We start from the raw sequence: 21,413 nt of genomic DNA, 5'->3' as shown, positions 1-21,413 counted from the left end.
TTGCTTAGTCGGTACTCACTGACCATCCCACGGTGGCTCTTCGCGTTGAAGAAGCAACGCTCAAGAGCGGGAAACCACACCACTCACAGGGACGTAACCAGGACGCAACCTTCTCACAACCATTCGGAAGCTTCGACGATGTCTCTCACGTCGTTGACGCTGCCTCCGTCACGGAGCCATTCAACCGGGGTTTGACGTCCCTCGGCGACGAGTTCTGATTGCGGCGTGGCCATAAATCCCGCGGCGCTCTGCCAGCTCCATCGCGGGGCAATGACTTCGATGATTTCGGTGAGCCCCGGAAGAAGCTTCACGGGGGATCCGACGTTAAATTGCCAGGTGGGAAAGCGGAGCCGACCGGATATCTCGAACGCATACAGGTGCCCGTCTATAACGGCCGCCCGGACTCTTCCCTCATCCCATCCCAGAAATCCTGTCACGCTCTCCAGCGACATGGTTGAGAAAAGGTCCAGCAGCCATCCCTCAGTTCTACGGAGTTGCCAATCTCCTCTGTCCACGGATGCCGACGGTGCGGCCCACGCCTCAGCGGTGAATGCGCCCGATTCGATCAGAAAACGCACTTCGTTCTCAGTCGGCTCCTCCCGTGATATTGGCTCCATCGCCAGGAGCATGTCCGTGAGGGCCTGCAAGAAGTAGTCGGGATCGACCGCCAATCGAGCCACGGCTTCCGCTAGACGCCTGACAGTATCGCCGGAGACCCGAAGCGCCTCAGCCTCTGAGACGGGTCCGTCAGCGGCATCGTCGGGTACGTGATTGTCAGTCATGGTTCGTATGCTTCCATCACGTGTGAGCTGAGGCAAGGTTGCGATGTAGCGTCGAAGAACCCGCAAGAGAGGACCCCGAGTTGTCCGAGATGCCTGAACCGATTGCGCCGCGACTGTACCTGGATGTGGACGGGTGTGTCTGCCCATTCGGGCGCCCAGACGCAGCTTGGGGTCCCACGATGACTGCTTCAGTCTTCGTTGACTATGACGACAGGGCCGCGACTTATGACGTGGTCTGGGCACCTGCTCTGATCGAGGCCCTCGACAGGTTGCGGGCTGAGTTCGCTCTTGAACTGGTCTGGCTGACCACCTGGGTGGAAGTCGATGCCGTCAGGCGACTGCTGGTCCCCAAACTGGGCGGTCTGGCGAATGGTCGGATCCTGCCTCTGACTCCGGGGCCTCGCAGTTCAGGCGAAGCCCGGGGCTGGTGGAAAGCTCAACGCCTCCTCGAAGATCAAGCCGCCCAGGCAGGGCCGTTCATCTGGACGGACGACAGCGAAGTTGAACTGCACGGCTGGAAAGTGCTCGGTGCCACGGCTGGCACGCCCAGCCTAATGATTCCCCCGCACCCCATGGTCGGCCTCCGTCCGGATGACATCCACGCGATGCGAGCCTGGCTAAACGCGCTGAAATCGGGACCAGAAGCGTCAACGATCAGTGGCTTCCAACGTGACCGCTGAGTAGAGTTCCGACCATGGACGAAGAAGAAGCGACGCGGCTCCTAGTTGACGCAGTCGGGCCGCTCTACGACTGTGCAGGGGTGCAGGAATGGCTTGACCTCACGGAAGACTCCGTCCTTGGCTTGGCCCGAGACGGGAAACTCCTAACAGTCAGCACCCTCGAGGGTGACTTGCTCTTCCCAAGCTTCCAATTCGGCCCGGATGGCGAATTCCTCCCCAGCTTGGACAGAGTACTGAAAGCCCTGGGCGACACCCTTGACGAGTGGAGCATCGCCCTTTGGCTGGTCTACAGGGACCCCCAAGACGGCATTAGCAATTTTGAAAGGTTGCGGTCGGGCGACGCCGAGACTGTAGTCCAACGCGCCACACGCCGAGCAGAAATCTTGCGTCACTGAAAAGCACAGAGCCGCAGGGATACAGACAGACGTTCGGCCATCTCTCGGCAGGACTAGCCGGCGCAACAACTGGACCATAGCCGCCGGTGCTCGCTCGCGCTGCGGCCTTGCTACCCGTCTTCCTCGATGCCGCGGAAACTACGTGGTTGTTTCGGGTTCGTCTCTCGTTACGTCGATGACCGGAAATCCGGCCCGCCCGAGGGCCTCGGTGACGCTGCGCACCGCGGAATCATTGTCCCGTGCCTCCCGCGACGATATGACAAGTCCTCTCCCGTTCTCGGTGCCTAGCGTGCAGTCGGCAAACCTCAGGTCGAAGTGTCGGTCGGAGTCGACGTCAGTCAGCCCTTTCCGATCTCACGCAGGGTCCGGAGTATGCATTTGCCCAGCTCTCGATGCGTGACTTGTCGGACTATGAAGAAAGGCCATCCGAGCGGCGCCATCCTAAATAGCCGGGCTCCACGTCATCGGCGTCAGGAGAGAGAAATCAACCTTGACGCTAACTCCCGCCCGAACCCTGCAGCTCCGCATATTCTTCATGCCCACCCGGCGCACATCCATGCGGTTCGCTGAGACCCGGCTTGCAGCGAACTCAGCCTCAAACCACAATGTATTGCTGCCAAAGTACTCTTAGCACCAATACATTGCACTTTATGGAGATGGCCATGGCAAGAAAAGCCCGCACTTACTCACCCTGGACCGTTGAAGCCATCACTATCCTTGGGCAGCAAATCACCGCCGAGCGCCGACTAATTCACTGGCGGCAACGCGACATAGCGGAGCGTGCAGGCATCTCCGCGGGGACTCTTATCGCCATTGAGAAAGGTTCCACCGCCACATCGATCGGCACGGTATTCGAGGTTGCGGCCCTGCTCGGCATCCCCCTTGTTGGCGCCACCGAGGAGGGCCCACGAGAGCTAATCAACACTCGCCTGGCCCTGCTCCCCACGAGAATGAGACTGCCCACGGAATACGACGATGATTTCTGACACCGACTTCGAGTGCTCCCGGCGCCCGCCATCAGTGGATAGAGTCACAATGCCGATGTACGCCTCAATCCTCCGGAACGACTACTCCGCCATCGTCGACAGAGTCCCCTCTGCCCGCCGTGAACGGTGACTCTTCTCGGACGATCGTCGCTTGGCTGCGAACAGGACGATCTACCGAGTCTCCCCGGTCGGGCGTCCCTCGAGCAGGTTTCGGGTGAACCTGCGGACATCATCCTGCAGCCCGACATAGGCGTTGTCGACCGGACTCTCCGAATGGGCGAAACTCTCCACGGCTTCAAGCGCTGAGATGATGACCGCGCGCGGTGAACGAATGTTCCACGAGAGACCCTCCGCGATGAGGTCGTCAATGGTGATCGCCGCGTGCAAGTACTTCCGGTTGACGGCCAACGCCATCTTGCCGTCGCTATCGAGGTGAGTTTGGGGCACGACATCGTAGGCCGGTGTAATTTCCGTGCTGCCGTCCCGCATGTGGAGCATGCTGATGTTCTTGCCGTGCATGTCAAGGTTTCCCAGGGCCTGCGAGACGGTCAGCAACCCGAGGAGCTGGTCTACGGAGCGCCGGTCACCATTGCGCCCAAGGACGTGCGCCACTCGCTTGAGCGTCACTTTCCCGCCGAACTCCTGGTACTTCTCATTCTTCGATGCCCCCAGGGCCTGGTTCATGTCTTCCTGATGTATTCGTCCCTGTGGTGCATCCGGTGACCTGTCGTAGCGTTCGATAACGAGGCCGAGAACCCCACCGAAATCTTCTATCCATGCGTCGAATGTGGTCAGGCCAGCAGCTTTGGCCGCGCGGAAGCCGTATTCCTCATCAAACGTGATGCTCGGGTAACGAGCGGACGGCGGCTTGACGATGTGGGTGGACGGGTAGCCCTCAAGCACTTGGAACCACTGATCACCTTTGAGCGCCAGAACGATCTTGTCCTGCACACCGGCCAGCGACGTCCGACCGGACTTCGGTCGGTTTCCCAGCGGGGCAGCCTGCGCGTTGGTGAGCATCTTTCCGACTTCGACCCCGTCGACCAAGGCCACATCTGGCGTACGAGGCTCGCCCGCCGCCTCAGGGTCGTAAATCTGAACAGCCCCGGCGACATCTCGGCCAAATTGAGCCAATAGCGAGATGATGTCGTCGGTAGAGGCCCTGATCTCGGCGGCGAGATTATCCAGCGCAGTTCCCTCGGGAAGTAGCTCTGCGAAAAAGTTGCGGCGTCGTGCGGCTCTGCTGCGGTTGACAACGAGGTCGAAAGGAACAGACTCGGAGAGGATCGTGCTACCAAGCCCAAAGACATCGATGGCGTTCTTGTCCGCGTTGAAATCGAAGGCACGACGATCGGCGCCGACTAGACAACCGACTAGCTCGCCATATATTTCCACCCGCAAGTCAGCCATCAGAGTCGCGCGCAATGTCGTTGCCAAGTGGCGCATCTGGCGAGTCGTCGATCTCCATATACATTCGGACCCCGGTCTCCCGCATTGCCGCGAAGATACGCTCCAAAACGATCGTGCTCTTACCAGATTCCAAAGCCCAGATGTATTTCTGATCGGTCTGGAGCCTTTCGGCAAGATCACGCTGCGTCAGCCCGCTGACCAGGCGGCCTTGCTGCAGCATCCGGCCGAGCGCCTCAATGCTTCTCACTTCACCGCGTGATGCCATAGGTGCCCCTCTTGACGGTCATATCACCTTCATATTACTTGACGGTCTTATCACCGTCAATCGGCACGACGGCTTTATCGTAGTCAAACGCAACTGCGTGAAGACTAACGAAGGCGCCTAGACCGCGCCGTGTTAACGCCAACTGAAAACAGGGCCAGAAACGCCAACTGAAAATGGGGCCACCAACCATTATGGAAGGTGATCAAATTGGATGATTGGGCAGAGATTCGCCACCTGCATTCGACGGGGAAGCATTCGAAGCGGGAGATAGCTCGGCTTATCGGAGTGTCCCGGGGAACGGTGGATCGGGCGCTGGCCGTGGATCGGTCGCCGACGTATCAGCGTGAGCCGACGGGGTCGAGTTTCGACGCGTTCGCCGGCCAGGTGCGGGTGTTGCTCGCGGCGACGCCAACGATGCCGGCAGCGACCGCCGCCGAGCGGGTGGGCTGGTCGGGGTCTCCGTCGCTGTTCCGGGCCAAGATCGCCGAGCTGCGGCCGGAGTATGCGGTGCCGGATCCCACGGATCGGCTGGTGCACCCGCCCGGGTTCCAGGTCCAGTGTGATCTCTGGTTCCCGCACGAAGACCTGCCGCTGGGCCATGACCAGGCTGCTGCACCGCCGGTTCTGGTGATGACGTCGACGTTCTCCGGATTCATCCAGGCCCGCATGTTGCCGTCTCGGACGACGCCGGATCTGCTCGGCGGGATGTGGTCGTTGCTGCAGGAGGCCGAGGCCGTTCCTGCCCGGCTGACCTGGGACAACGAGACCGGCATCGGGCGCGGGAAACTCACCGATCCGGCCGCCGCGTTCACCGGCACCCTCGGCACCCAGATCAAGCTGCTCAAGGCCCGCGATCCTGAGTCCAAGGGCATGGTCGAGCGGATGAATCGCTTCTTCCGGAGCCGCTTCATGTCGGGGCGCGCCTTCACCTCTCCGGACGACTTCAATCAGCAGCTGGCCGGCTGGCTGCCCATCGCGAACAACCGGCTCTCCCGGTCGCGACGAGGGCGACCGGGCGATTTGGTCCGCATCGACCGGGCGGCGATGCGCGGACTGCCACCGATGGCGCCGGAGGTGATGTTCCGCAATAGCGTCCGGCTCCCACGGGATTACTACGTTCGCGCTTTCAGCAACGACTACTCCGTCGACCCGGCCATGATCGGCCGGGTTGTTGACGTGGCAGCGAGCCTCGAGCGTGTGACCGTCCACCACGACGGGGTCCTGATCGCCAACCACCGCCGGAAATGGGCCCGGCAACTGACCGTCACCGACCCGGCGCATGTCCTCCGCGCGGCCGAGCTGCGCGCGCAGTTCCAAGCCCAACGCGCCCGGCGGCCCACGGTCACGGCCGTGGTCGAGATGGCCTCGCTGGCCCGCTACGACGAACTCTTCAGCGTTGACATCGACGCCGCGCCGACCGTGTTGGCGGTCGCGTCATGACCGGGTCGGAAGCGGCGTCGCAGATCGAGTACTACGCCCGCGCGCTGCGGGCACCACGGATCAGCGAAGCGTTCCGGCGCCTGGGCGACCAGGCCCGCGACGCGGGTTGGTCCCACGAGGAATACCTCGCCGCAGTGCTCTCCAAAGAGGTCTCCGAACGAGAAGCCTCGGGGGCAGCGCTCCGCATCAAGGCCGCCCGGTTCCCCGGTCACAAGACTCTCGAGGACTTCAACTTCGACCACCAGCCCTCCGCAGACCGGAACCTGATCGCACACCTGGGCACGAGCGTGTTCCTCACCGAAGCGAAGAATGTCGTCCTCCTCGGACCTCCCGGGACCGGGAAGACGCACCTCGCCGTCGGGATCGGGATCAAGGCCGCCAAAGCCGGCCACCGGGTCCTCTTCGACACTGCGACGGGCTGGGTGACTCGACTCCAAGAAGCCCACTCACGGGGCAAACTCACCGCCGAGCTCATCAGGCTGCGCCGTTACAGCCTGCTCATCGTTGACTTATGCCGACTCCGTGATTATGCCGATGTTGCTGGGGACGCTCGGAAATAGTGCCGGTAGTGCTGGGATCCGCTACTGGTGCGTCCGAATATTGTCGGCATAATTGCGGCTTCGGTTGAAGCTATCCCCGAGGAGGTATCGTGCCTCCAATTTGGGGACGAAATGATGTCAGGAACTCGCAGGAAGCCGGGCGCGATGGCGCCCTACATTGCCGGGTTGGATTCGAAACTAGCTTCCGCCGGCTACACGCCGGGCACTCGGCGAAACATGTTGAAGGTCGTCGGTGACGTCGGCCGATGGTTGGTCGACGAGCAATTGGCCGCCGCCGACTTCAATGAAAGCCGCGTCGCGGTCTTCGTGGCCGCACGTACACAGGCCGGCTTCCGCCAGAAATATTACTGGCCGAATTTCGCGGTGATGTTGGAGCTGTTGCGCGAGCAAGGGGTGCTTGCACCGCTTCCCGTCGCTGCGGTCTCTCCGCTGGAGAGCGTCCTCACGGATTACCGTCAGTGGTTATTCCAGGAGAAGGACCTCGCAACCATGACCGTGCTTCGGTATGAGAATCTAGCGCGACGGTTCCTGCAGATCGGACAACCTGCGGGGCATTTAGTCGACACATCGACACTGTCGGGCACCCACGTTTCGGCCTTCATTCTGGCCGAGAGTGGGCGGGTGAGTCTGGGGTCTGCGCGCGGCCGGGTCGCCGAGATGCGATCACTGCTGCGCTACCTCTTCATAACTGAACGGACCAGCTGGAATTTGGCGGGATGTGTTCCCTCGGTCGCTGGCTGGCGCGATGCACACCTGCCGGTGTCGTTGAGCGTCGAGCAGGTCGAGGCGATGGTGGCCAGTTGCGATTGCAGCACGAGCACCGGCCGCCGCGACCGGGCGATCATGCTGTTGTTGGCACGGCTGGGATTGCGGTCGATCGAGGTCGCCCGGCTGCGCCTGGATGATATCGACTGGCGCGCCGGGGAGATCACCGTCCGCGGCAAAGCGCGCCGCCGCGACCGAATGCCTCTTCCGGTCGACGCCGGTGAGGCATTGGCCGACTATCTCCAGCAGGGACGGCCGGCGTCACCTTGCCGGGAGGTGTTCATCACCGAACGGGCTCCGCGCAAACCGATCCCGGCGAATCTTGTCGGAGATGTGGTGCGGCGGGCGGGCCGTCGGGCACATTGCCCGGCCGGAAAGGCGCACCGGCTGCGGCATGCGTTGGCGACGGAGATGCTGACGAAGGGAACACCGCTGGTGGATATCGGTCAGGTGTTGCGGCACCGGGATCTGGCGACGACCGCCATCTATGCGAAGGTCGATATCGCCTCGCTGCGCGAGATGGCCCAGGACTGGCCGGGGCAGAACTCATGACCATGCTCACCGAATCCTTGGACCACTACCTCGAGCTGCGTCACAATCTGGGTTACAAGCTGGCTGATGCCGGCCGGCTACTTCCCCGGTTCGTGGCCTGGATGGAGGCAAACGAACAGCCAACGGTCACGATTCGCCACGCGATCACCTGGGTTGAGTTGCAGCCGGCCCAGCCGGGGAGCGTCGTTTGGCCCCACCGGATGACGGCCGTCCGTGGTTTCGCCCGCTACCTCTCCGGCATCGACCCCGCGACGGAAGTCCCCCCGATCGGCCTCTTCCCATCCAAACGGCAGTGGCGTCCACCCTTCATCTTCACCGCCGACAACATCACCGCCCTCATGGACCAGGCACACCGAACCTTGGATTCACGGCTGCCCGCGGCGACCTACTCCACCCTGATCGGTCTGCTCTCGGTGACGGGACTGCGCATCGGGGAAGCGATCCGGCTGGACGGCGCCGATATCGACCTCACCGGAGGAGTCGTCCTGATCCGGGAATCGAAGTTCGCCAAAACCCGCAACGTTCCCCTGCAACCCAGCACCGTTGCTGCGCTTCGCGCCTACGCAGCCCAGCGGGACAAGCGCCTTCCGACACCAATCACCACGAGCTTCTTCGTCACGGTCACAGGAAAACGGTTGCTCTATCCCGTTGTCCAAACCATCTTCCATGACCTGTGTTCTGACGCCGGGATCGGCGTCGGAGCCGCCCGCGGGCCCCACCTCCACGCGCTGCGCCACACCTTCGCGATCACCACTTTGGTCAACTGGTATCGCAGCGGCGCCGACGTCCATGCCCGCCTGCCATACCTGTCCACCTACCTCGGGCATCGCGAGCCCCGGTTCACCTACTGGTATCTCTCCGCCGCCCCCGAGCTGCTCGCGCTGGCCGCCGGCCACCTCGAACCCGGCAATGGGCAGGTGACCTCGTGACCGTGATCACGGCGACGGTGCAGATGTTCTTCACCGACCGCCTCGCCAAGCAGCGTCAGGCCAGCAGCCACACCATCGCCGCCTATCGTGACACGCTGCGGCTGCTCTTCACCTACCTTCAGGAGAGAACTGGGAAGGCTCCGTCGCGACTGGACTGGACAGATCTGGATCACACCACCATCAGCGAGTTCCTGGATCATCTGCAAACGGACCGGCAAAACAGCGCCCGCACACGAAACGCCCGCCTGGGCGCGCTGCGATCCTTGTTCCGCTACGCCGCACTGCAGCACCCCGAGCACGCCGACATCATCGCCCGGGTCCTGGCGATTCCGCCGAAAAGGTTCGACAAAGCCACCGTGTCCTACCTCACCGCCCATGAGGTCGATGCCCTGCTGGCCGCTCCGGATCTCAACAGTTGGGAAGGCCGCCGCGACCACGCCTGGCTGATGCTCTGCATCCAGACCGGACTTCGCGTTTCGGAGCTGACCGACCTGAACTGCGCCGATGTCAGCACCGGCACCGGCGCGAACGTCCGATGTCAGGGAAAAGGACGCAAGGAAAGGGCCATCCCCCTCACCACGGCGACAGCGACAGTTATTCGACATTGGCTGACTGAACGAGCAGGTGTTCCCACCGCTCCGCTGTTCTGCACCCGCACCGGTCGGCGCCTCAGCCGCGACGCGATCGAACACCGGTTGACCGCCCACCATGCGAGAGCGGCCATCGCCTGCGGGACGTTGGGTTCGAAGAAGCTCTCCCCGCACGCGCTGCGGCACACCACGGCCATGACATTGCTGCACGCGGGAGTGGACACCACGGTCATCGCGCTCTGGCTGGGCCACGCCGATACTCGATCCACCGATCCCTACATCCACGCGGACATGACGATCAAGGAACGCGCTCTCGCGAAAACCACTCCGGTGGAATCGAAGGCCGGCCGATATCACCCCGCCGACAGACTCCTCGCGTTCCTGGAAGGACTGTGATTATGCCGACATCCCAGCAGCCGCCGGGCGTTAGGACCCAATGAAACACTGGACGATTCGACCGTCACCACGACAACATCGGCATAATCACGGAGTCGGCATAAGTCGACTTATGCAGACATCTGCATAAGTTGACGAGCTGGGCTACCTTCCGCTGCCCGCCGAGGCCGCGTCGGCACTGTTCCAGGTCATCAACCAGCGCTACCTGAAAACGTCGATCGTGATCACCACGAACCGGCCCGTCGGCGCCTGGGGCGAGATCCTCGGCGACACCACCGTCGCCGCCGCGATGCTCGACCGGCTCCTGCACCGATCCGTCGTCGTCACCCTCGACGGCGGCTCCTACCGGCTCCGCAACCACACCGCCCAATCCAACGAGCTCCGCCGCGTGACAACGGGCACAAACTTCCGCTAACCTAACCTCGCGACCTGGGGAGCTTCGATGAGCAGGACTGGGGAAATTCGCTGAGCGCCGTCAGGGGCGTATTCTGCAGCGTTTGCCATTCCCGGTGCGCGCTAAAGTCGCATCATGCTCCTGCGCGTTTTCGGCGGTCTGGCCGCCTTATCACTGGCCCTGTGTGTGGTGTGGTGGACCGTGCTCAGAGGGGACGAATCCAGTGTTCTATCTGCGGCGCCGTTGGGGCTGATCATCTTCGGTATTCCGGCTGTTACCGCGTTGGCGTTCTGGATCATCGCCCGTCGGACGGGTCAGCGCGCAATAATCGTGGCGCAGGCGCATCCGAACGTTGCTCTCCATCAGTTCATGGCCGATACCCCTGCGGTCATGACGCTGCGCCGCTTGGCATCTGAAAATGGTGGCCGTCGCATCCGGTCGTTGAATGGTGCCTACGTCACCGTCGTCGTGGACCGGGGTTCGCTGTGGATCTACGCCGGGGCCAACGCATGGTTGGCGGCACGGGTGGACGTTGCGCGCGTCGCTGGGGTTGAACCGGCGCGGATAAGCACGACCAGGGGCGGCTGGTGGCCAGGAGTGAGATTTCAGATCACTGGCGACGCAGGCTCCGCCCTGGTGATCGATGTTCTGCCCATTCGGGTTGCACGGGGCACTATGCGCAAGTCCCTCGATGTGGCCGGCGAATTGAGTGCAATCCGGAATGAACTGGAGGCGAGCGTAGCGATTTAGTGGTGGCTCGAGGTGCCGGTGACTGACGACACTTCGCCACCAGATCAGCTGTTTGAGTTCGTCGGTACCCACCAGACGTAGTCGAAGGAGCTTCCAAGAGGATGACTAGAAATCTTGAACCGCCCACCGGCAAAGAACCTCCACCGCCGAGGATTCCAGACCACCTCACGGAGCCACGAGCACGCTGGCTCGAAGCCATCGCACGATGGGAGCTGCGGCTTGGTCTACGCAGCTCAATCGACAGCTGCGCACTTGAGTGGATCTCGCACGATTCGAACAATCCTGTGCTGCTCGAAATGGTCAGCCGGTACCGTGACGACTTTGTTACTGACGAGGAGTTTCGGATCGACATCGCAAACGCGTTTGTGGCGATGGCCCTGGAACCGCCGACACGAAGCGACTATGTATGGACGGTGATTGCAGACTCCGTCCGCGCCGCAGAAACCTCACAGGATCTGATTCGTGCAACTCACGATCTACGAGTGATTTCCCACGAAAACAGTCAGTTCCTCGATCGATTGGGCGGCTACGTCTACTACGACGAGAACTTCTCCCGAAATGAATATTGTGACGTGTCCCTCGGCAACGTGAAGCGAGAGCTGAGCCGTGACAGGCCTCGATTGTTAGAAGACGCAAGTAAGCATTTCGCGACAAGCACGGTGGGGCGCTGGATCGCAGGCACCTTGGGCGTCGTTAGCGTGTGAGCTGCTGACGTGGCAGAGGACCTTCTTCAGTGCCGGTCGAATCCGGGATACCTCAGTGAGCGTGGCCGATACCCCATCGGCGACCGGACGCGTTTCGCGCTAGGGCAGAACGATACCCGTCGCTTGCGCCGCAGCAAGAAAATCAGTGGCAGGCTGTCGACCCTCGAACCACCGCTCAACACTCGGCTGCACAACCCCGACAATGCGCGGCCCATTGTGCAGGCGGTTTGGAAGACGACAGCCGACCGCTCAAAATCTTCGATGTTTTTCGAGCGTTTGCCCAATTAGTTGGGCGCCCTCCGTGAAAGTGGCAGCATTCGGACCAGAGAAGTTAAGCCGAATGTACGCGCCGGTTTGCTCGGCGGGGAACCACTCGTTGCCAGGGGCGACACGTACACCGCTGCTTTCACAGTCCCGCACGAACGTGGGCAAGTCCGTGGTATCCGGCAGGCGCACCCAGAGGTTCAGTCCACCCTTTGGCACCGCCTCCAGATGAGCGATAGGGGCAAAGTCGTGTAATGCGTCCACGAGAAGGTCACGCCGAGCGGCCAGCTGGTGACGTAGGTTGCGTAGGTGAGTCCGCCAAGCTGGTTGAGTAACGACATCAAGTGCAACGGCTTGGAGGATCCCACTTACATACATAGATTCGGCATGAACATCAGCTAGCAGCCGCTCACGTGCAGGACCGCGGGCAATGATTCCTGCGATGCGCACCGCGGGTGACACGCTCTTAGTTAGGGAGCGAAGGTACACAACGTGGCCGCTGTCGTCACGTGCGGCTATAGGCGTGGGCTCAGTCGTGATCCCGAAATCGTGGGCCCAGTCATCCTCGATCATGAAAGCGCCGTAACGGCGAACGATTTCCAGTATTTTGTCTGCCCGGTCTGGTGACCATTGGGCTCCTGTGGGGTTAGCGAAGGTTGGTTGAGCATAGAAGGCTCGTGCTCCGGTCTGTTCGAACGCGCGCGCTAAATCTTCCGGATCCGGGCCGTGGGCACCGCTCGGTATAGGTACAACCTGTACGCCGGCCTGTGCCGCTGCCAGAATCGCTCCCCAGTATGTAGGTGATTCCATCAGCAAGGGGCGGCCCCGATCGACAAGGGCGCGGAAGGCCGTGCTTAGTCCACTTTGGCTTCCGGGAAGAATAATCACGTCGGTCGACGCCGGACGTGTGACACCGGACGGTGCGAATGATCCCAATTCTGTCGCGAACCACGCTTGGAGTTCGGGCATGCCTGCGGCAGGCGAGCGGGTAACTGCAGCATCCCTGCGCGCCGCCCGAACAAATGCTGCACGGACCAATCGATCAGGCAGCAATTCGGGGTCTGGATATCCAGAGTGCAGGGGAATCACATCCTCGGGAACCGTCCGCATTGCGGAGGACAGGGCGGGCAGGTTGCTCCGCGGTGCTCCGAGCGCGGCCGTCTGCCAGCCGTAGTCGTTGGGCTTTGCAACGCGCTGCGCCCGGACGAAGGTACCAGCACCCGGTCGGCTCTCGATGAGGCCCCGAGCCATGAGCGTACGCAAGGCTTTCTGCACCGTTACTGGGCTTGCGCCGTACTGCGAAACCAAGGCTCTAGTCGATGGGAGTTGTGCCCCTGGCGCTGCTGAAGCAATAAATATCCCAATTCCGTCAACGATGCGCGATGCACTGCTATTATCGGTCATGAGTCATGATAGTAGCGCTATCCATCCAAAGAGACCACTGCTATCCCCTCGCCGAGATGGATTATGGTGGGGATTGCTTGGGGTCGTCGCGTTCTCGTTCACCGTCCCATTCACTCGCATAGCAGTGGAGAGCGGCGGGATGTCCCCGCTATTCATCGGATCGGCCCGCGCTGTCATTGCCGCACTCTTAGCGGCGGCGGCAATTATGTTAACAAAGCAGCGCATGCCCCAAGGAATTCAGTGGGCACGCCTCGCTCTGGTGGCGGGCGGCGTCGTCGTCGGTTTTCCTCTATTAACGTCCTTCGCACTCACTACTGCTCCGGCGAGTCACGGCGCAGTGGTGATCGCTCTTCTCCCCGCCGCAACCGCTGTGATGGTCGTCATTCGTACACACGAACGCCCACCCTTGTCTTTTTGGGTCATGGCGACCATTGGCGCGATCGCCGCAGTGATATTCGCAGCCATACAGGGTGGCGGGCTGAACGAGTTGCACCAGTCAGACCTTCTGCTGTTCGGCGCAGTTATCGCTGCAGCGGTCGGTTATGCCGAGGGCGGCCTTCTCGCGCGTGAACTTGGTGCGTGGCAAACCGTGTCCTGGGCCCTCTTACTTTCGTCGCCTCTAATGGCAGGACTAACAGTTTTCTCTATCGTTGACGATGCGCCATCCGGAAGCCCAGCTGAATGGGCTGCTTTTGGCTACCTAGCTGTGGTCAGTATGTTCCTCGGCTTCTTCGCCTGGTACCGAGGGCTTGCCATTGGTCCGATGGCACAGGTTAGCCAAGTACAACTAGCTCAACCCGTCATGACAATCTGCTGGGCCGCGTTAATTCTGCGCGAGCAACTAACTTGGGCCACTGTGCTGGGCGGTGTCGCCGTAATCTTGTGCGCCGCAATCGCGGTGCGGTCTCGGATCACAAAAATTTCCAAGACGGATAGCCAAATGGCATCGCCAGTCAGCCTCGAATTGAGAGGCTAACCAGACTCAACTTCACCGGTTGCCGCGCTCGTACGTCGGCGCGACAACTGTCCATACGGCCAGCGAAGACGAATCCTTGGAGAGCAATCATTCATACCCCTGTTGAGGTAGGCGCGCTAAATCTAGTTTCACAATCGGAGGTCGGTCAACGGCATGAGCCGTGGCATCGCGACGTCCTCGATGACCTCGAGCAGCGACTTAGCGATCCAGGATTTCCCTGCATCTTTTCAAGAAATGCTTACAAAAAGAAGCTCGTAAAGTTCATCTTCGTTGACCGCCTAGACGACGACGGCATCCAATACCTAGCGGATGGACTTCAAAGGTATGTAGAACTCTCGAGAGCGTGGGATGGCCGAATCGATACGGCGTATCCGCTCATCGTGGCATTCTCGTTGACCGCAGTGCAAGCCGGCACCGTCGCTGAATACCAGGCGCATGGCTGGCGCATTCTGCAAGCACTCCATGACGTTGATCCGATGCCCTGGCCCGAGGGAATAGACGTCAGCCCTGACTCAACAAACTGGTCAATGTGCTTCGATGGAATGCCCCTGTTCTGCAACATGAGCAATGCTGCTCACGTCGAAAGACCTAGCCGGAACTTGGGCAGGCACTTTATTCTTGTCATAAACCCGCGAGAACGCTTTGACATCGTCGCGGGAGACACCCCGCGAGGGCGCAAATCGCGCGCGAATATCCGCCAGCGCATTGACAAGTACGACGCCATACCTCACTCAGATCAGCTGGGCTCGTACGGAGAAGGCGCTCTTGAATGGCAGCAGTATGGATTGGCAGACGACAACTCGCAAAGTATTCCGGAGTGCCCTTTCAAATTCAATGGTCAATAAAGGCCCGTGCGCGAGTTCAAGAACGAGCACCGGGATCATCCGTATTCAACGCAGAGACAGGTACCAAAATCTATGATTGATTTGATTGTTAGTCAGGGCCGCGTGGCAGATCGAGCAAGCGGAATGATTGGCGGTGCAGCGCTAACCGCCAAGGCATTTGAAGAACAGTATGGCCTCAAAGGAAGGTACATTGGCGAGCCGTCCCTGCCGGCAAAGGACGACTGGAGCATTAGCTTGCCGCAGGCTCAAGCAACGCTCTTGGCACTAGGAGAAGCACTCCGGTCAAGTATCCGAGACGGCAACTTCCCCGTCATCTCGGCCAATACCTGCTCAGCCAGCCTTGCTTCCCTGCCTGTAGTGGCTCAAGAACACCCAGACGCCGTAGTGCTCTATATCGACGGCCACGGCGACTTCAACACGCCAGAGACTACAGACACTGGATATCTCGGAGGCATGGTGCTCTCTGGTGCGTGTGGGTTTTGGGATAGCGGCCACGGTTCGGGCCTACAGTCTGAGAACGCTATCCTTGTCGGCAGCCGTGATATCGACGCAGCAGAAAAGGAAGCGCTGAATCTAGCCGGTGTGCGAGTTATCCCGCCAGAACATGCCACAGCGGCCGAAGTAGTGAAGGCCGTCAACGGTGCCAGAGTGTGGGTCCACATTGACTGGGACGTGTTGGAGCCAGGCCACGTACCCGCAGACTACACAGTTCCGGGAGGCCTCTTACCAACACAGCTGCGAGAGATTCTGCAAGCTATTCAGCCAGAGCAATTCATCGGAATCGAAATGGCTGAATTCAACGTCACCGGAGTGGACGCAACAGACAATCTCGCGGTTGAGACGATCCTGGACATCGTCAATCCAGTTCTGCGAGGAGTGTTTGCGCTGTCCGAGGGAAATAAGACACTTTGATGCCAGGCAGGGAGCGCGAAAGGGGAGATGGCCGCAGGGCAGCCCCAATCACTCGTACATTTTGGCCTCGATATGAGGCCTCGAGCGGAGCGGTAGCGTCAGCTGTCTTAAAACTGAATGCACGATACCCAGAATGGAGCACCACCTAGTGCCTTTGCATGACAGTATTCTCGACACCATAGGCCGTACGCCGATCATCAAACTGCATCGGATGGGTCCCGACCACACAACCGTTTACGTCAAGGCCGAGTCATTCAACCCGGGCGGATCGGTAAAGGATCGACTTGCTCTCGCTGTTGTGCTGGACGCAGAAGCGCGAGGCCTACTCAAGCCAGGTGACACTATGATCGAGTGCACATCCGGCAACGTCGGTATCGCATTATCGATGGTCGCGGCCGCGCGGGGCTACAAATTTGTAGCAGTGATGGGCGATACCTACTCGGTAGAACGTAGGAAGCTCATCCGTGCCTACGGTGGCAAGGTCATCCTTTTTCCTGGATCTCTGGGAAGCAGCGGCGGCAATCAAATAGCAGACGAACTCGCCGAGAAGCACGGCTGGTTCCGTCCACGACAGTTCGACAACCCCGCCAATCCGGCATTTCACCGAGAAACGACAGCCGCTGAGATCCTCAGCGATTTTGCCGGGAAGAGGCTGGATTATTTCGTGACTGGATTCGGCACCAGCGGTACCCTTACCGGAGTGGGGCAGATGCTCAAAGTCGCTCGCCCTGCCGTGAAAATCATCGCGACCGAACCGGCGAATGCAGCCCTTCTTTCTGGGAAGCCGTGGAACGTTCATCGCATCCAGGGGCTGGCGCCCAACTTCGTGCCGACTGTCCTAGATCAGACCGTCATCGACGAGCTCACCACGATCGATGAGATCGTTGCCCGCGATACCGCGCGCCGCTTGGCCGCAGAAGAAGGCATCTTTGCCGGCATCTCCTCTGGGGCGACGTTGGCCACTGCGCTGCGCATCGCTGAGGATGCGCCTGAAGGCTCCGTGTTCCTCGCCATGTTGCCCGATACCGGCGAACGATACCTGTCCACGTTTTGGTTCGAAGGTGTAGAAGAGGGCTCGGATGATGCCTGGTTGGATTCGCTAGAGCCGACGGTCGAGAGTAGCGCTATGGAGGAGATTCATGCCTAAGTGTCGGAGTGTGAGGCCTACGCCCGTCGGGGCCGGTTTTTGTTGATCCCTTGCCGCGGCAAGGGGGCAGAACGTGCCTGAGTTTATTTCGTCAGCAACCCGTTTCGTGGCTCTACCGGACGGATTCCCCATGAAACGCGGTGGGGTCTTGAATGGCTCCCGGATCGCTTACGAGTCCTACGGGAACCTGAACGAAACCAGGAACAACGTGATCCTGATCCTGACAGGTCTTTCGCCCAGCGCCCACGCCGCCTCCCATGAAGACGACCCCACAGTCGGATGGTGGGAGGGCATGATTGGGCCCGGTCGGCCGGTGGACACGGACGAGTGGCATGTCATCTGTATTAACGCTCTGGGAAGCTGTAAGGGGTCGACCGGCCCGGCTTCTGTCGACCCGAGAACGGGGGAATCCTACCGATTATCGTTCCCTGAACTGTCCATCGAGGACATTGCCGACGCCGCCGCATCCGCAGTCCGCGCACTCGGCATACCCCACGTAGAGTGCGTCATCGGAGCATCCATGGGGGGCATGGCCTCGCTTGCGCTGATCACCCGTCATCCCGAGCTGGTCCGAAACCACATCAACATCTCGGGAGCAGTGCATTCAACGCCATTTGCAAGTGCAATTCGGTCTGTACAGCGGGAAGCAATACAAACCGACGCGTACTGGCGTCGGGGGCAGTACAACCAGGAGCAGTATCCGGAAAACGGCATGATCACCGCCCGCAAGCTTGGTCTTATCTCGTACCGCTCGGCATTGGAATGGGATGGTCGGTTCGGCCGGGATAAAGCCGGGGAGTGGGGCTCAAGCAGTCCGCACTTTGCCCCAGAACTACCCGTTGAAATGTATCTGGACTATCACGCGCGCCGTTTTGCCCGAACCTTCGACCCCAATAGCTACCTTTACCTGAGTCGCTCCATCGACAGGTTCGATCTCGGCGACATGGGGACCTTGGCCGGTATGCACCTAGAACGGGCCATGGTGATTGGGGTGAGATCCGATCTTCTGTTTCCGTTGCATCAACAGGATCAGATTGCCGAGGGACTACGAACCGGAGGTACAGATGTGACATTCCTCGCGATGGAATCGGAGGAGGGACATGACGCCTTCCTCATCGACTTGCGTCGGTTCGGCCCGCCGATCGCCCGTTTTCTGTCGTCGCTGCTGCCGCAACTTCGGGACGCGGCACCACTCTTTTCGAATCGACGAGCGGGAGGCTCTCTTGACTAACGCAACACCATCACGAGCTCTTGTTACCGGAGCTAATCGAGGGATCGGGTTTGAAATTGCACGGCAACTCGCGATCAGCGGTGTGAGCGTCCTGCTTAGCGGAAGGAACCCGCAGGCTATTGTCACGGCGGCGGAGACTCTCCAGGCAGCAGGTCTCGACGTCGCGCCCTGTTTGCTCGACGTGACCGATACAGCGAGCATTCAGGAAGCAGCAGCAGAGGTCGCACGGGAGTACGGCACCTTGGACATCCTTGTCAACAATGCGGCGATTAGGGTCGAGAAGTATGGCAAGCAACCTTCCGAGCAGCCATTGGATCAATGGCGCGAAACGTTCGAAACGAACCTTTTTGGCGTCGTCGAGGTAACTCAGGCCTTCCTGCCATTGATACTCAAGTCCAAGGCAGGCCGTATCGTCAACGTATCAAGCCTGCTGGGATCAGTGCAGACTCACACAGATCCGAACTCGTATGCCTTCAGCCCGACCTTCAAATCGTTGCCGGCGTACAGCGCCTCAAAGAGCGCAATAAATTCCTGGACCGTTCATCTCGCATTTGAGTTGCGCGAAACCAACATCAAGGTCAATGCAGTCCACCCTGGATACACCAAAACGGATCTGAATGACGGCGATGGCGACTTCGACGTCAGCACCGGAGCTCGCACAAGCGTCGAGATGGCTCTATTAGCCAACGACGGGCCGACCGGCAGCTTTACCCACATGGGCAAGATGCTTCCTTGGTGACAGATAGCTGACCGCAAGTACCAGTGCCGCTTCGTTCGAATGAACCGCCGGTCGATGAAAGGACTATCTACCATGGAAAAAATCGCCTTCGTGAGCGACGCAGCTAGCCTGCCAATCGATTACGACATGTCCCCGCTGCTCAGTGCTTGTCGGTCTACCGGTATCAGTGCAGATGTCTGCTTTTGGGATGACCCGGACGTTGACTGGTCGCGCTATGCGCTTACAGTCTTGCGCTCACCCTGGACGTATGTAGAAAAACTTCCTGAATTTCTTACCTGGTGCGCACAGGTAAGCAGGGATACCAGACTCCTGAACCCGCTGGCTGCTATCCGATGGAGCCTGAATAAGCGGTACCTGCTGGATCTACAAGCGTGGGGCATTCCAGTCGTTCCTAGCTCATTTGTGCATCCTTCTGAAGAACCGGGGTCCGCCCTTCGGGTGTTTCTGGCCGAGCACCCAACCGCGCACGAGTTCGTTGTGAAACCTTCCGTCGGCGCCTATTCAAAAGACGTTCGGCGTTTCGCGATCGATCAGGAGAATCAAGCCGTTGAACACTTGTCAGGACTCCTAGCGGGAGGCTGTGAAGCACTGATTCAGCCATACTTCGATTCAATAGATGAAATTGGGGAAACGGACTCGATTTACTTTGACGGCCAGTACAGTCATGCCATCCGTAAGAGCGCCTTGCTCTTACCCGATGGGAGAACAATCGCCCCCACTCAGGACACCCGCCAATCACGTGACGCGAGCGATGATGAGCGACAGGTAGCTTCGGCCGCGCTGGAGGCAACAGCGGCGCACCTGGGGCTTGAGGCCCCCTTGCTTTACGGTCGGATCGACCTCATTCGTGATAATCAAGGGGCTCCACTGGTACTCGAACTGGAACTGTGCGAACCATCCCTTAGCTTGCCATTCGCTGAAGAGGGTGCAATTCGATTCGCGAGGGCCATCGCTGAGCGTCTGCCGCCAGGTACTTCTATGAATAAGGATATTCATGGCGTAGCGATGGCGAAGTGAGAACGAGACTCATCGGTCATTCGAGGTGGGATTTCGCATGGTGTAAGGATGGCATTTGGTTGGACGAAACGCTAGGCTAATTACATGTCACTAACCACTCCCGGACTGCGGGCATACGAGCTCTCCATCCGTTCGGACATCGCTGAACTTGTCGGCCAGCTGCGCGAGCTCTTGGGCGCCCAACTGGTTGCCTACCTGGGGTCTGTGACTGAAACCCGGGCCGTACGGCAGTGGGCCGAGGGCACACGCAAACCGCCAGCCGAGGCGATTCGCCGTTTGAGGCTCGCCTACCAGGTCGCCGGCTTGCTCACTGAGCGGGACCAGCCGCGAGTGGTCCAGGCGTGGTTTCAGGGGATGAACCCGCAGCTCGAGGACACGGCGCCGGCGCGGCTCATTCGTGAGGGCAATCCGGATGAAGTCGGCCCTCGCGTGCTGGCCGCTGCTCGCTCATTTGCTGCCGGGTAGTGAGTTCACTCCGGACGCAGATTGCCAGGTGGCCGCCGCACCGATCCCGGTGACACCCGTTCGGTCAGAACTCAGAATTTAGTGTAATACTGGTGGTATTGAAGTGGTTATGCGGGTTTTTCCGGTAGCACCGGCGATTGAAGGATTACATGGCTATTACCACGCGCGTCACGTCTGCTCACACGCGGATGATCAAGCTTGATATTCCGGAGATCACTCGCCGGTTGAATGGGTCGTTAGGCGGGACTCTAGTTGCCTCTCTGGCCGGGAGTAAAGACGCGAAGCTCTCGTATCGGTGGGCGAAGGCCGATGGTCCCGCGCCGAAGAACGAGGCAATGCGGCGCCTTCAATTCGCTTACGAGCAGTGGACGATGCTGGCTGAGGCTGAAGGTGAGCATGTCGCCCGTGCTTGGTTTATTGGCGCGAACCCGTGGCTTGGATATGACACGCCGGTCACTGCCATTCGTGAGGACCGGTTCAAGGACGCAGCTACAGCGGCTCAGGCCGTCATCGACGATTCCTTCTCCGGTTGATGCAGATTTGTGCCCGCTCTGGGTTGGAGCTGGTGAACGATCCGATGCTGGGGAGCTACCGTATTGCTCGCACGTCGTTCGGGCCTCTCGCCCCGGTGCCCCGAGAAGTAGATTCTGACGGGATGCTGTGACTGTGTCCTACACACAGAGTGTCCTGTATCCCATGTGTCTTGAAACTCATGGGCGGCGAGTTCAGGTGGTGAGAGCAACACCCTGAGTTCCGTGGGGTGTTGTCGATGGCTCGACCGTTGTCGCCTTTGAGCGTTCGTTTAACGTTTTGGG

The 21,413-nt window shown here is 60.2% G+C and carries 24 protein-coding genes; 20 read left to right on the top strand and 4 right to left on the bottom strand.

All coding sequences use genetic code 11. The annotated features are described in order from the left end of the window. Positions 1–113 precede the first annotated feature (113 nt). Positions 114–782 carry a hypothetical protein gene (locus E3O50_RS09330; RefSeq protein WP_134558631.1) on the bottom strand — a complete coding sequence of 223 codons (669 nt, stop codon included), beginning with the start codon at positions 780–782 and terminating at the stop codon, positions 114–116. 89 nt (positions 783–871) lie between these two features. Here E3O50_RS09330 and E3O50_RS09325 point away from each other — a divergent pair, with 89 nt between their 5' ends. From E3O50_RS09325 to E3O50_RS09315, 3 genes are all read left to right on the top strand, one after another. Next, the gene (locus E3O50_RS09325) at positions 872–1,462 is read left to right on the top strand and encodes an HAD domain-containing protein (RefSeq protein WP_166790625.1); all 591 of its coding nucleotides are present in this window, start codon (positions 872–874) and stop codon (positions 1,460–1,462) included. 14 nt (positions 1,463–1,476) lie between these two features. After that, positions 1,477–1,857 carry a hypothetical protein gene (locus E3O50_RS09320; RefSeq protein WP_134558629.1) on the top strand — a complete coding sequence of 127 codons (381 nt, stop codon included), beginning with the start codon at positions 1,477–1,479 and terminating at the stop codon, positions 1,855–1,857. A gap of 662 nt (positions 1,858–2,519) precedes the next feature. Next, positions 2,520–2,843, top strand: a complete 324-nt coding sequence (locus tag E3O50_RS09315) for a helix-turn-helix transcriptional regulator (protein ID WP_166790624.1) — start codon at positions 2,520–2,522, stop codon at positions 2,841–2,843. 171 nt (positions 2,844–3,014) lie between these two features. Here the strand turns inward: E3O50_RS09315 and E3O50_RS09310 are convergent, their stop codons facing one another. Together E3O50_RS09310 and E3O50_RS09305 are read right to left on the bottom strand one after the other, a co-directional pair. Next, a complete protein-coding gene (locus E3O50_RS09310; RefSeq protein WP_134558627.1) occupies positions 3,015–4,253 on the bottom strand; it encodes a HipA domain-containing protein in 1,239 nt (412 codons plus the stop codon). Continuing rightward, the gene (locus tag E3O50_RS09305; RefSeq protein ID WP_134558626.1) at positions 4,246–4,518 is read right to left on the bottom strand and encodes a helix-turn-helix transcriptional regulator; all 273 of its coding nucleotides are present in this window, start codon (positions 4,516–4,518) and stop codon (positions 4,246–4,248) included. The genes E3O50_RS09310 and E3O50_RS09305 overlap by 8 nt, the downstream gene beginning before the upstream one ends. 198 nt (positions 4,519–4,716) lie before the next feature. On the opposite strand from E3O50_RS09305, the gene E3O50_RS09300 reads away from it, so the two are divergent. From E3O50_RS09300 to E3O50_RS09265, 8 genes are all read left to right on the top strand, one after another. After that, positions 4,717–5,958 carry a helix-turn-helix domain-containing protein gene (locus E3O50_RS09300; RefSeq protein WP_194087899.1) on the top strand — a complete coding sequence of 414 codons (1,242 nt, stop codon included), beginning with the start codon at positions 4,717–4,719 and terminating at the stop codon, positions 5,956–5,958. Then, positions 5,955–6,518: an ATP-binding protein gene (locus E3O50_RS09295; protein WP_241980940.1), complete on the top strand. Its 564-nt coding sequence runs from the start codon at positions 5,955–5,957 to the stop codon at positions 6,516–6,518. The genes E3O50_RS09300 and E3O50_RS09295 overlap by 4 nt, the downstream gene beginning before the upstream one ends. Positions 6,519–6,662: 144 nt before the next feature. Continuing rightward, positions 6,663–7,835 carry a site-specific integrase gene (locus E3O50_RS09290; RefSeq protein WP_198413623.1) on the top strand — a complete coding sequence of 391 codons (1,173 nt, stop codon included), beginning with the start codon at positions 6,663–6,665 and terminating at the stop codon, positions 7,833–7,835. Then, positions 7,832–8,764 (top strand): tyrosine-type recombinase/integrase, encoded by a 933-nt coding sequence (locus tag E3O50_RS09285; RefSeq protein WP_134558625.1) that lies wholly within the window; start codon positions 7,832–7,834, stop codon positions 8,762–8,764. Before E3O50_RS09290 ends, E3O50_RS09285 begins: the two co-directional genes overlap by 4 nt. Beyond that, positions 8,761–9,750: a tyrosine-type recombinase/integrase gene (locus E3O50_RS09280; protein ID WP_134558624.1), complete on the top strand. Its 990-nt coding sequence runs from the start codon at positions 8,761–8,763 to the stop codon at positions 9,748–9,750. The genes E3O50_RS09285 and E3O50_RS09280 overlap by 4 nt, the downstream gene beginning before the upstream one ends. A gap of 139 nt (positions 9,751–9,889) precedes the next feature. After that, positions 9,890–10,165 carry an ATP-binding protein gene (locus E3O50_RS09275; RefSeq protein WP_277870835.1) on the top strand — a complete coding sequence of 92 codons (276 nt, stop codon included), beginning with the start codon at positions 9,890–9,892 and terminating at the stop codon, positions 10,163–10,165. A gap of 114 nt (positions 10,166–10,279) precedes the next feature. Beyond that, positions 10,280–10,894, top strand: a complete 615-nt coding sequence (locus tag E3O50_RS09270; protein ID WP_134445800.1) for a hypothetical protein — start codon at positions 10,280–10,282, stop codon at positions 10,892–10,894. A gap of 101 nt (positions 10,895–10,995) precedes the next feature. Continuing rightward, a complete protein-coding gene (locus E3O50_RS09265; protein WP_134445799.1) occupies positions 10,996–11,598 on the top strand; it encodes a hypothetical protein in 603 nt (200 codons plus the stop codon). Between the two features lie 249 nt (positions 11,599–11,847). On the opposite strand, the gene E3O50_RS09260 is transcribed toward E3O50_RS09265, so the two are convergent. Next, the gene (locus tag E3O50_RS09260) at positions 11,848–13,266 is read right to left on the bottom strand and encodes a PLP-dependent aminotransferase family protein (protein WP_134445798.1); all 1,419 of its coding nucleotides are present in this window, start codon (positions 13,264–13,266) and stop codon (positions 11,848–11,850) included. Here E3O50_RS09260 and E3O50_RS09255 point away from each other — a divergent pair. From E3O50_RS09255 to E3O50_RS09215, 9 genes are all read left to right on the top strand, one after another. Next, the gene (locus E3O50_RS09255; protein WP_134445802.1) at positions 13,265–14,242 is read left to right on the top strand and encodes a DMT family transporter; all 978 of its coding nucleotides are present in this window, start codon (positions 13,265–13,267) and stop codon (positions 14,240–14,242) included. The genes E3O50_RS09260 and E3O50_RS09255 overlap by 2 nt on opposite strands. After that, complete coding sequence (locus E3O50_RS09250) at positions 14,212–15,087, top strand: YqcI/YcgG family protein (RefSeq protein ID WP_198413471.1); 876 nt, start codon at positions 14,212–14,214, stop codon at positions 15,085–15,087. The genes E3O50_RS09255 and E3O50_RS09250 overlap by 31 nt, the downstream gene beginning before the upstream one ends. Positions 15,088–15,159: 72 nt before the next feature. Then, complete coding sequence (locus tag E3O50_RS09245; protein WP_134445796.1) at positions 15,160–15,999, top strand: arginase family protein; 840 nt, start codon at positions 15,160–15,162, stop codon at positions 15,997–15,999. Positions 16,000–16,147: 148 nt separating this feature from the next. Then, positions 16,148–17,146, top strand: coding sequence for a cysteine synthase A (gene cysK, locus E3O50_RS09240; protein ID WP_174774593.1), 999 nt, complete (start codon positions 16,148–16,150; stop codon positions 17,144–17,146). 73 nt (positions 17,147–17,219) lie between these two features. Then, entirely contained in the window at positions 17,220–18,377 is a 1,158-nt protein-coding gene (locus E3O50_RS09235; RefSeq protein ID WP_134558623.1) for a homoserine O-acetyltransferase, read from the top strand. After that, positions 18,370–19,116: an SDR family oxidoreductase gene (locus E3O50_RS09230; RefSeq protein WP_166788255.1), complete on the top strand. Its 747-nt coding sequence runs from the start codon at positions 18,370–18,372 to the stop codon at positions 19,114–19,116. Before E3O50_RS09235 ends, E3O50_RS09230 begins: the two co-directional genes overlap by 8 nt. Positions 19,117–19,188: 72 nt before the next feature. Next, positions 19,189–20,133 (top strand): hypothetical protein, encoded by a 945-nt coding sequence (locus E3O50_RS09225; RefSeq protein WP_134445792.1) that lies wholly within the window; start codon positions 19,189–19,191, stop codon positions 20,131–20,133. An 84-nt stretch (positions 20,134–20,217) separates the two neighbouring features. Next, positions 20,218–20,598 carry a hypothetical protein gene (locus tag E3O50_RS09220; RefSeq protein ID WP_134445791.1) on the top strand — a complete coding sequence of 127 codons (381 nt, stop codon included), beginning with the start codon at positions 20,218–20,220 and terminating at the stop codon, positions 20,596–20,598. 149 nt (positions 20,599–20,747) lie between these two features. Then, positions 20,748–21,131: a hypothetical protein gene (locus E3O50_RS09215; protein ID WP_134445790.1), complete on the top strand. Its 384-nt coding sequence runs from the start codon at positions 20,748–20,750 to the stop codon at positions 21,129–21,131. Positions 21,132–21,413: the final 282 nt, after the last annotated feature.

It is taken from the genome of Cryobacterium sp. MDB1-18-1 (genome assembly GCF_004402735.1).
Taxonomy (GTDB): domain Bacteria; phylum Actinomycetota; class Actinomycetes; order Actinomycetales; family Microbacteriaceae; genus Cryobacterium; species Cryobacterium glucosi.
The sequence above is the reverse complement of the archived record's forward strand: the minus strand, read 5'-3'. Positions and strand labels throughout refer to the sequence as shown.

Coding starts and splice junctions, on each gene's coding strand:
- E3O50_RS09330 (WP_134558631.1), bottom strand. CDS start 782: ATGACTGACAATCACGTACCCGACGATGCCGCTGACGGACCCGTCTCA.
- E3O50_RS09325 (WP_166790625.1), top strand. CDS start 872: ATGCCTGAACCGATTGCGCCGCGACTGTACCTGGATGTGGACGGGTGT.
- E3O50_RS09320 (WP_134558629.1), top strand. CDS start 1,477: ATGGACGAAGAAGAAGCGACGCGGCTCCTAGTTGACGCAGTCGGGCCG.
- E3O50_RS09315 (WP_166790624.1), top strand. CDS start 2,520: ATGGCAAGAAAAGCCCGCACTTACTCACCCTGGACCGTTGAAGCCATC.
- E3O50_RS09310 (WP_134558627.1), bottom strand. CDS start 4,253: ATGGCTGACTTGCGGGTGGAAATATATGGCGAGCTAGTCGGTTGTCTA.
- E3O50_RS09305 (WP_134558626.1), bottom strand. CDS start 4,518: ATGGCATCACGCGGTGAAGTGAGAAGCATTGAGGCGCTCGGCCGGATG.
- E3O50_RS09295 (WP_241980940.1), top strand. CDS start 5,955: ATGACCGGGTCGGAAGCGGCGTCGCAGATCGAGTACTACGCCCGCGCG.
- E3O50_RS09290 (WP_198413623.1), top strand. CDS start 6,663: ATGGCGCCCTACATTGCCGGGTTGGATTCGAAACTAGCTTCCGCCGGC.
- E3O50_RS09285 (WP_134558625.1), top strand. CDS start 7,832: ATGACCATGCTCACCGAATCCTTGGACCACTACCTCGAGCTGCGTCAC.
- E3O50_RS09270 (WP_134445800.1), top strand. CDS start 10,280: ATGCTCCTGCGCGTTTTCGGCGGTCTGGCCGCCTTATCACTGGCCCTG.
- E3O50_RS09265 (WP_134445799.1), top strand. CDS start 10,996: ATGACTAGAAATCTTGAACCGCCCACCGGCAAAGAACCTCCACCGCCG.
- E3O50_RS09255 (WP_134445802.1), top strand. CDS start 13,265: ATGAGTCATGATAGTAGCGCTATCCATCCAAAGAGACCACTGCTATCC.
- E3O50_RS09260 (WP_134445798.1), bottom strand. CDS start 13,266: ATGACCGATAATAGCAGTGCATCGCGCATCGTTGACGGAATTGGGATA.
- E3O50_RS09245 (WP_134445796.1), top strand. CDS start 15,160: ATGATTGATTTGATTGTTAGTCAGGGCCGCGTGGCAGATCGAGCAAGC.
- E3O50_RS09225 (WP_134445792.1), top strand. CDS start 19,189: ATGGAAAAAATCGCCTTCGTGAGCGACGCAGCTAGCCTGCCAATCGAT.
- E3O50_RS09220 (WP_134445791.1), top strand. CDS start 20,218: ATGTCACTAACCACTCCCGGACTGCGGGCATACGAGCTCTCCATCCGT.
- E3O50_RS09215 (WP_134445790.1), top strand. CDS start 20,748: ATGGCTATTACCACGCGCGTCACGTCTGCTCACACGCGGATGATCAAG.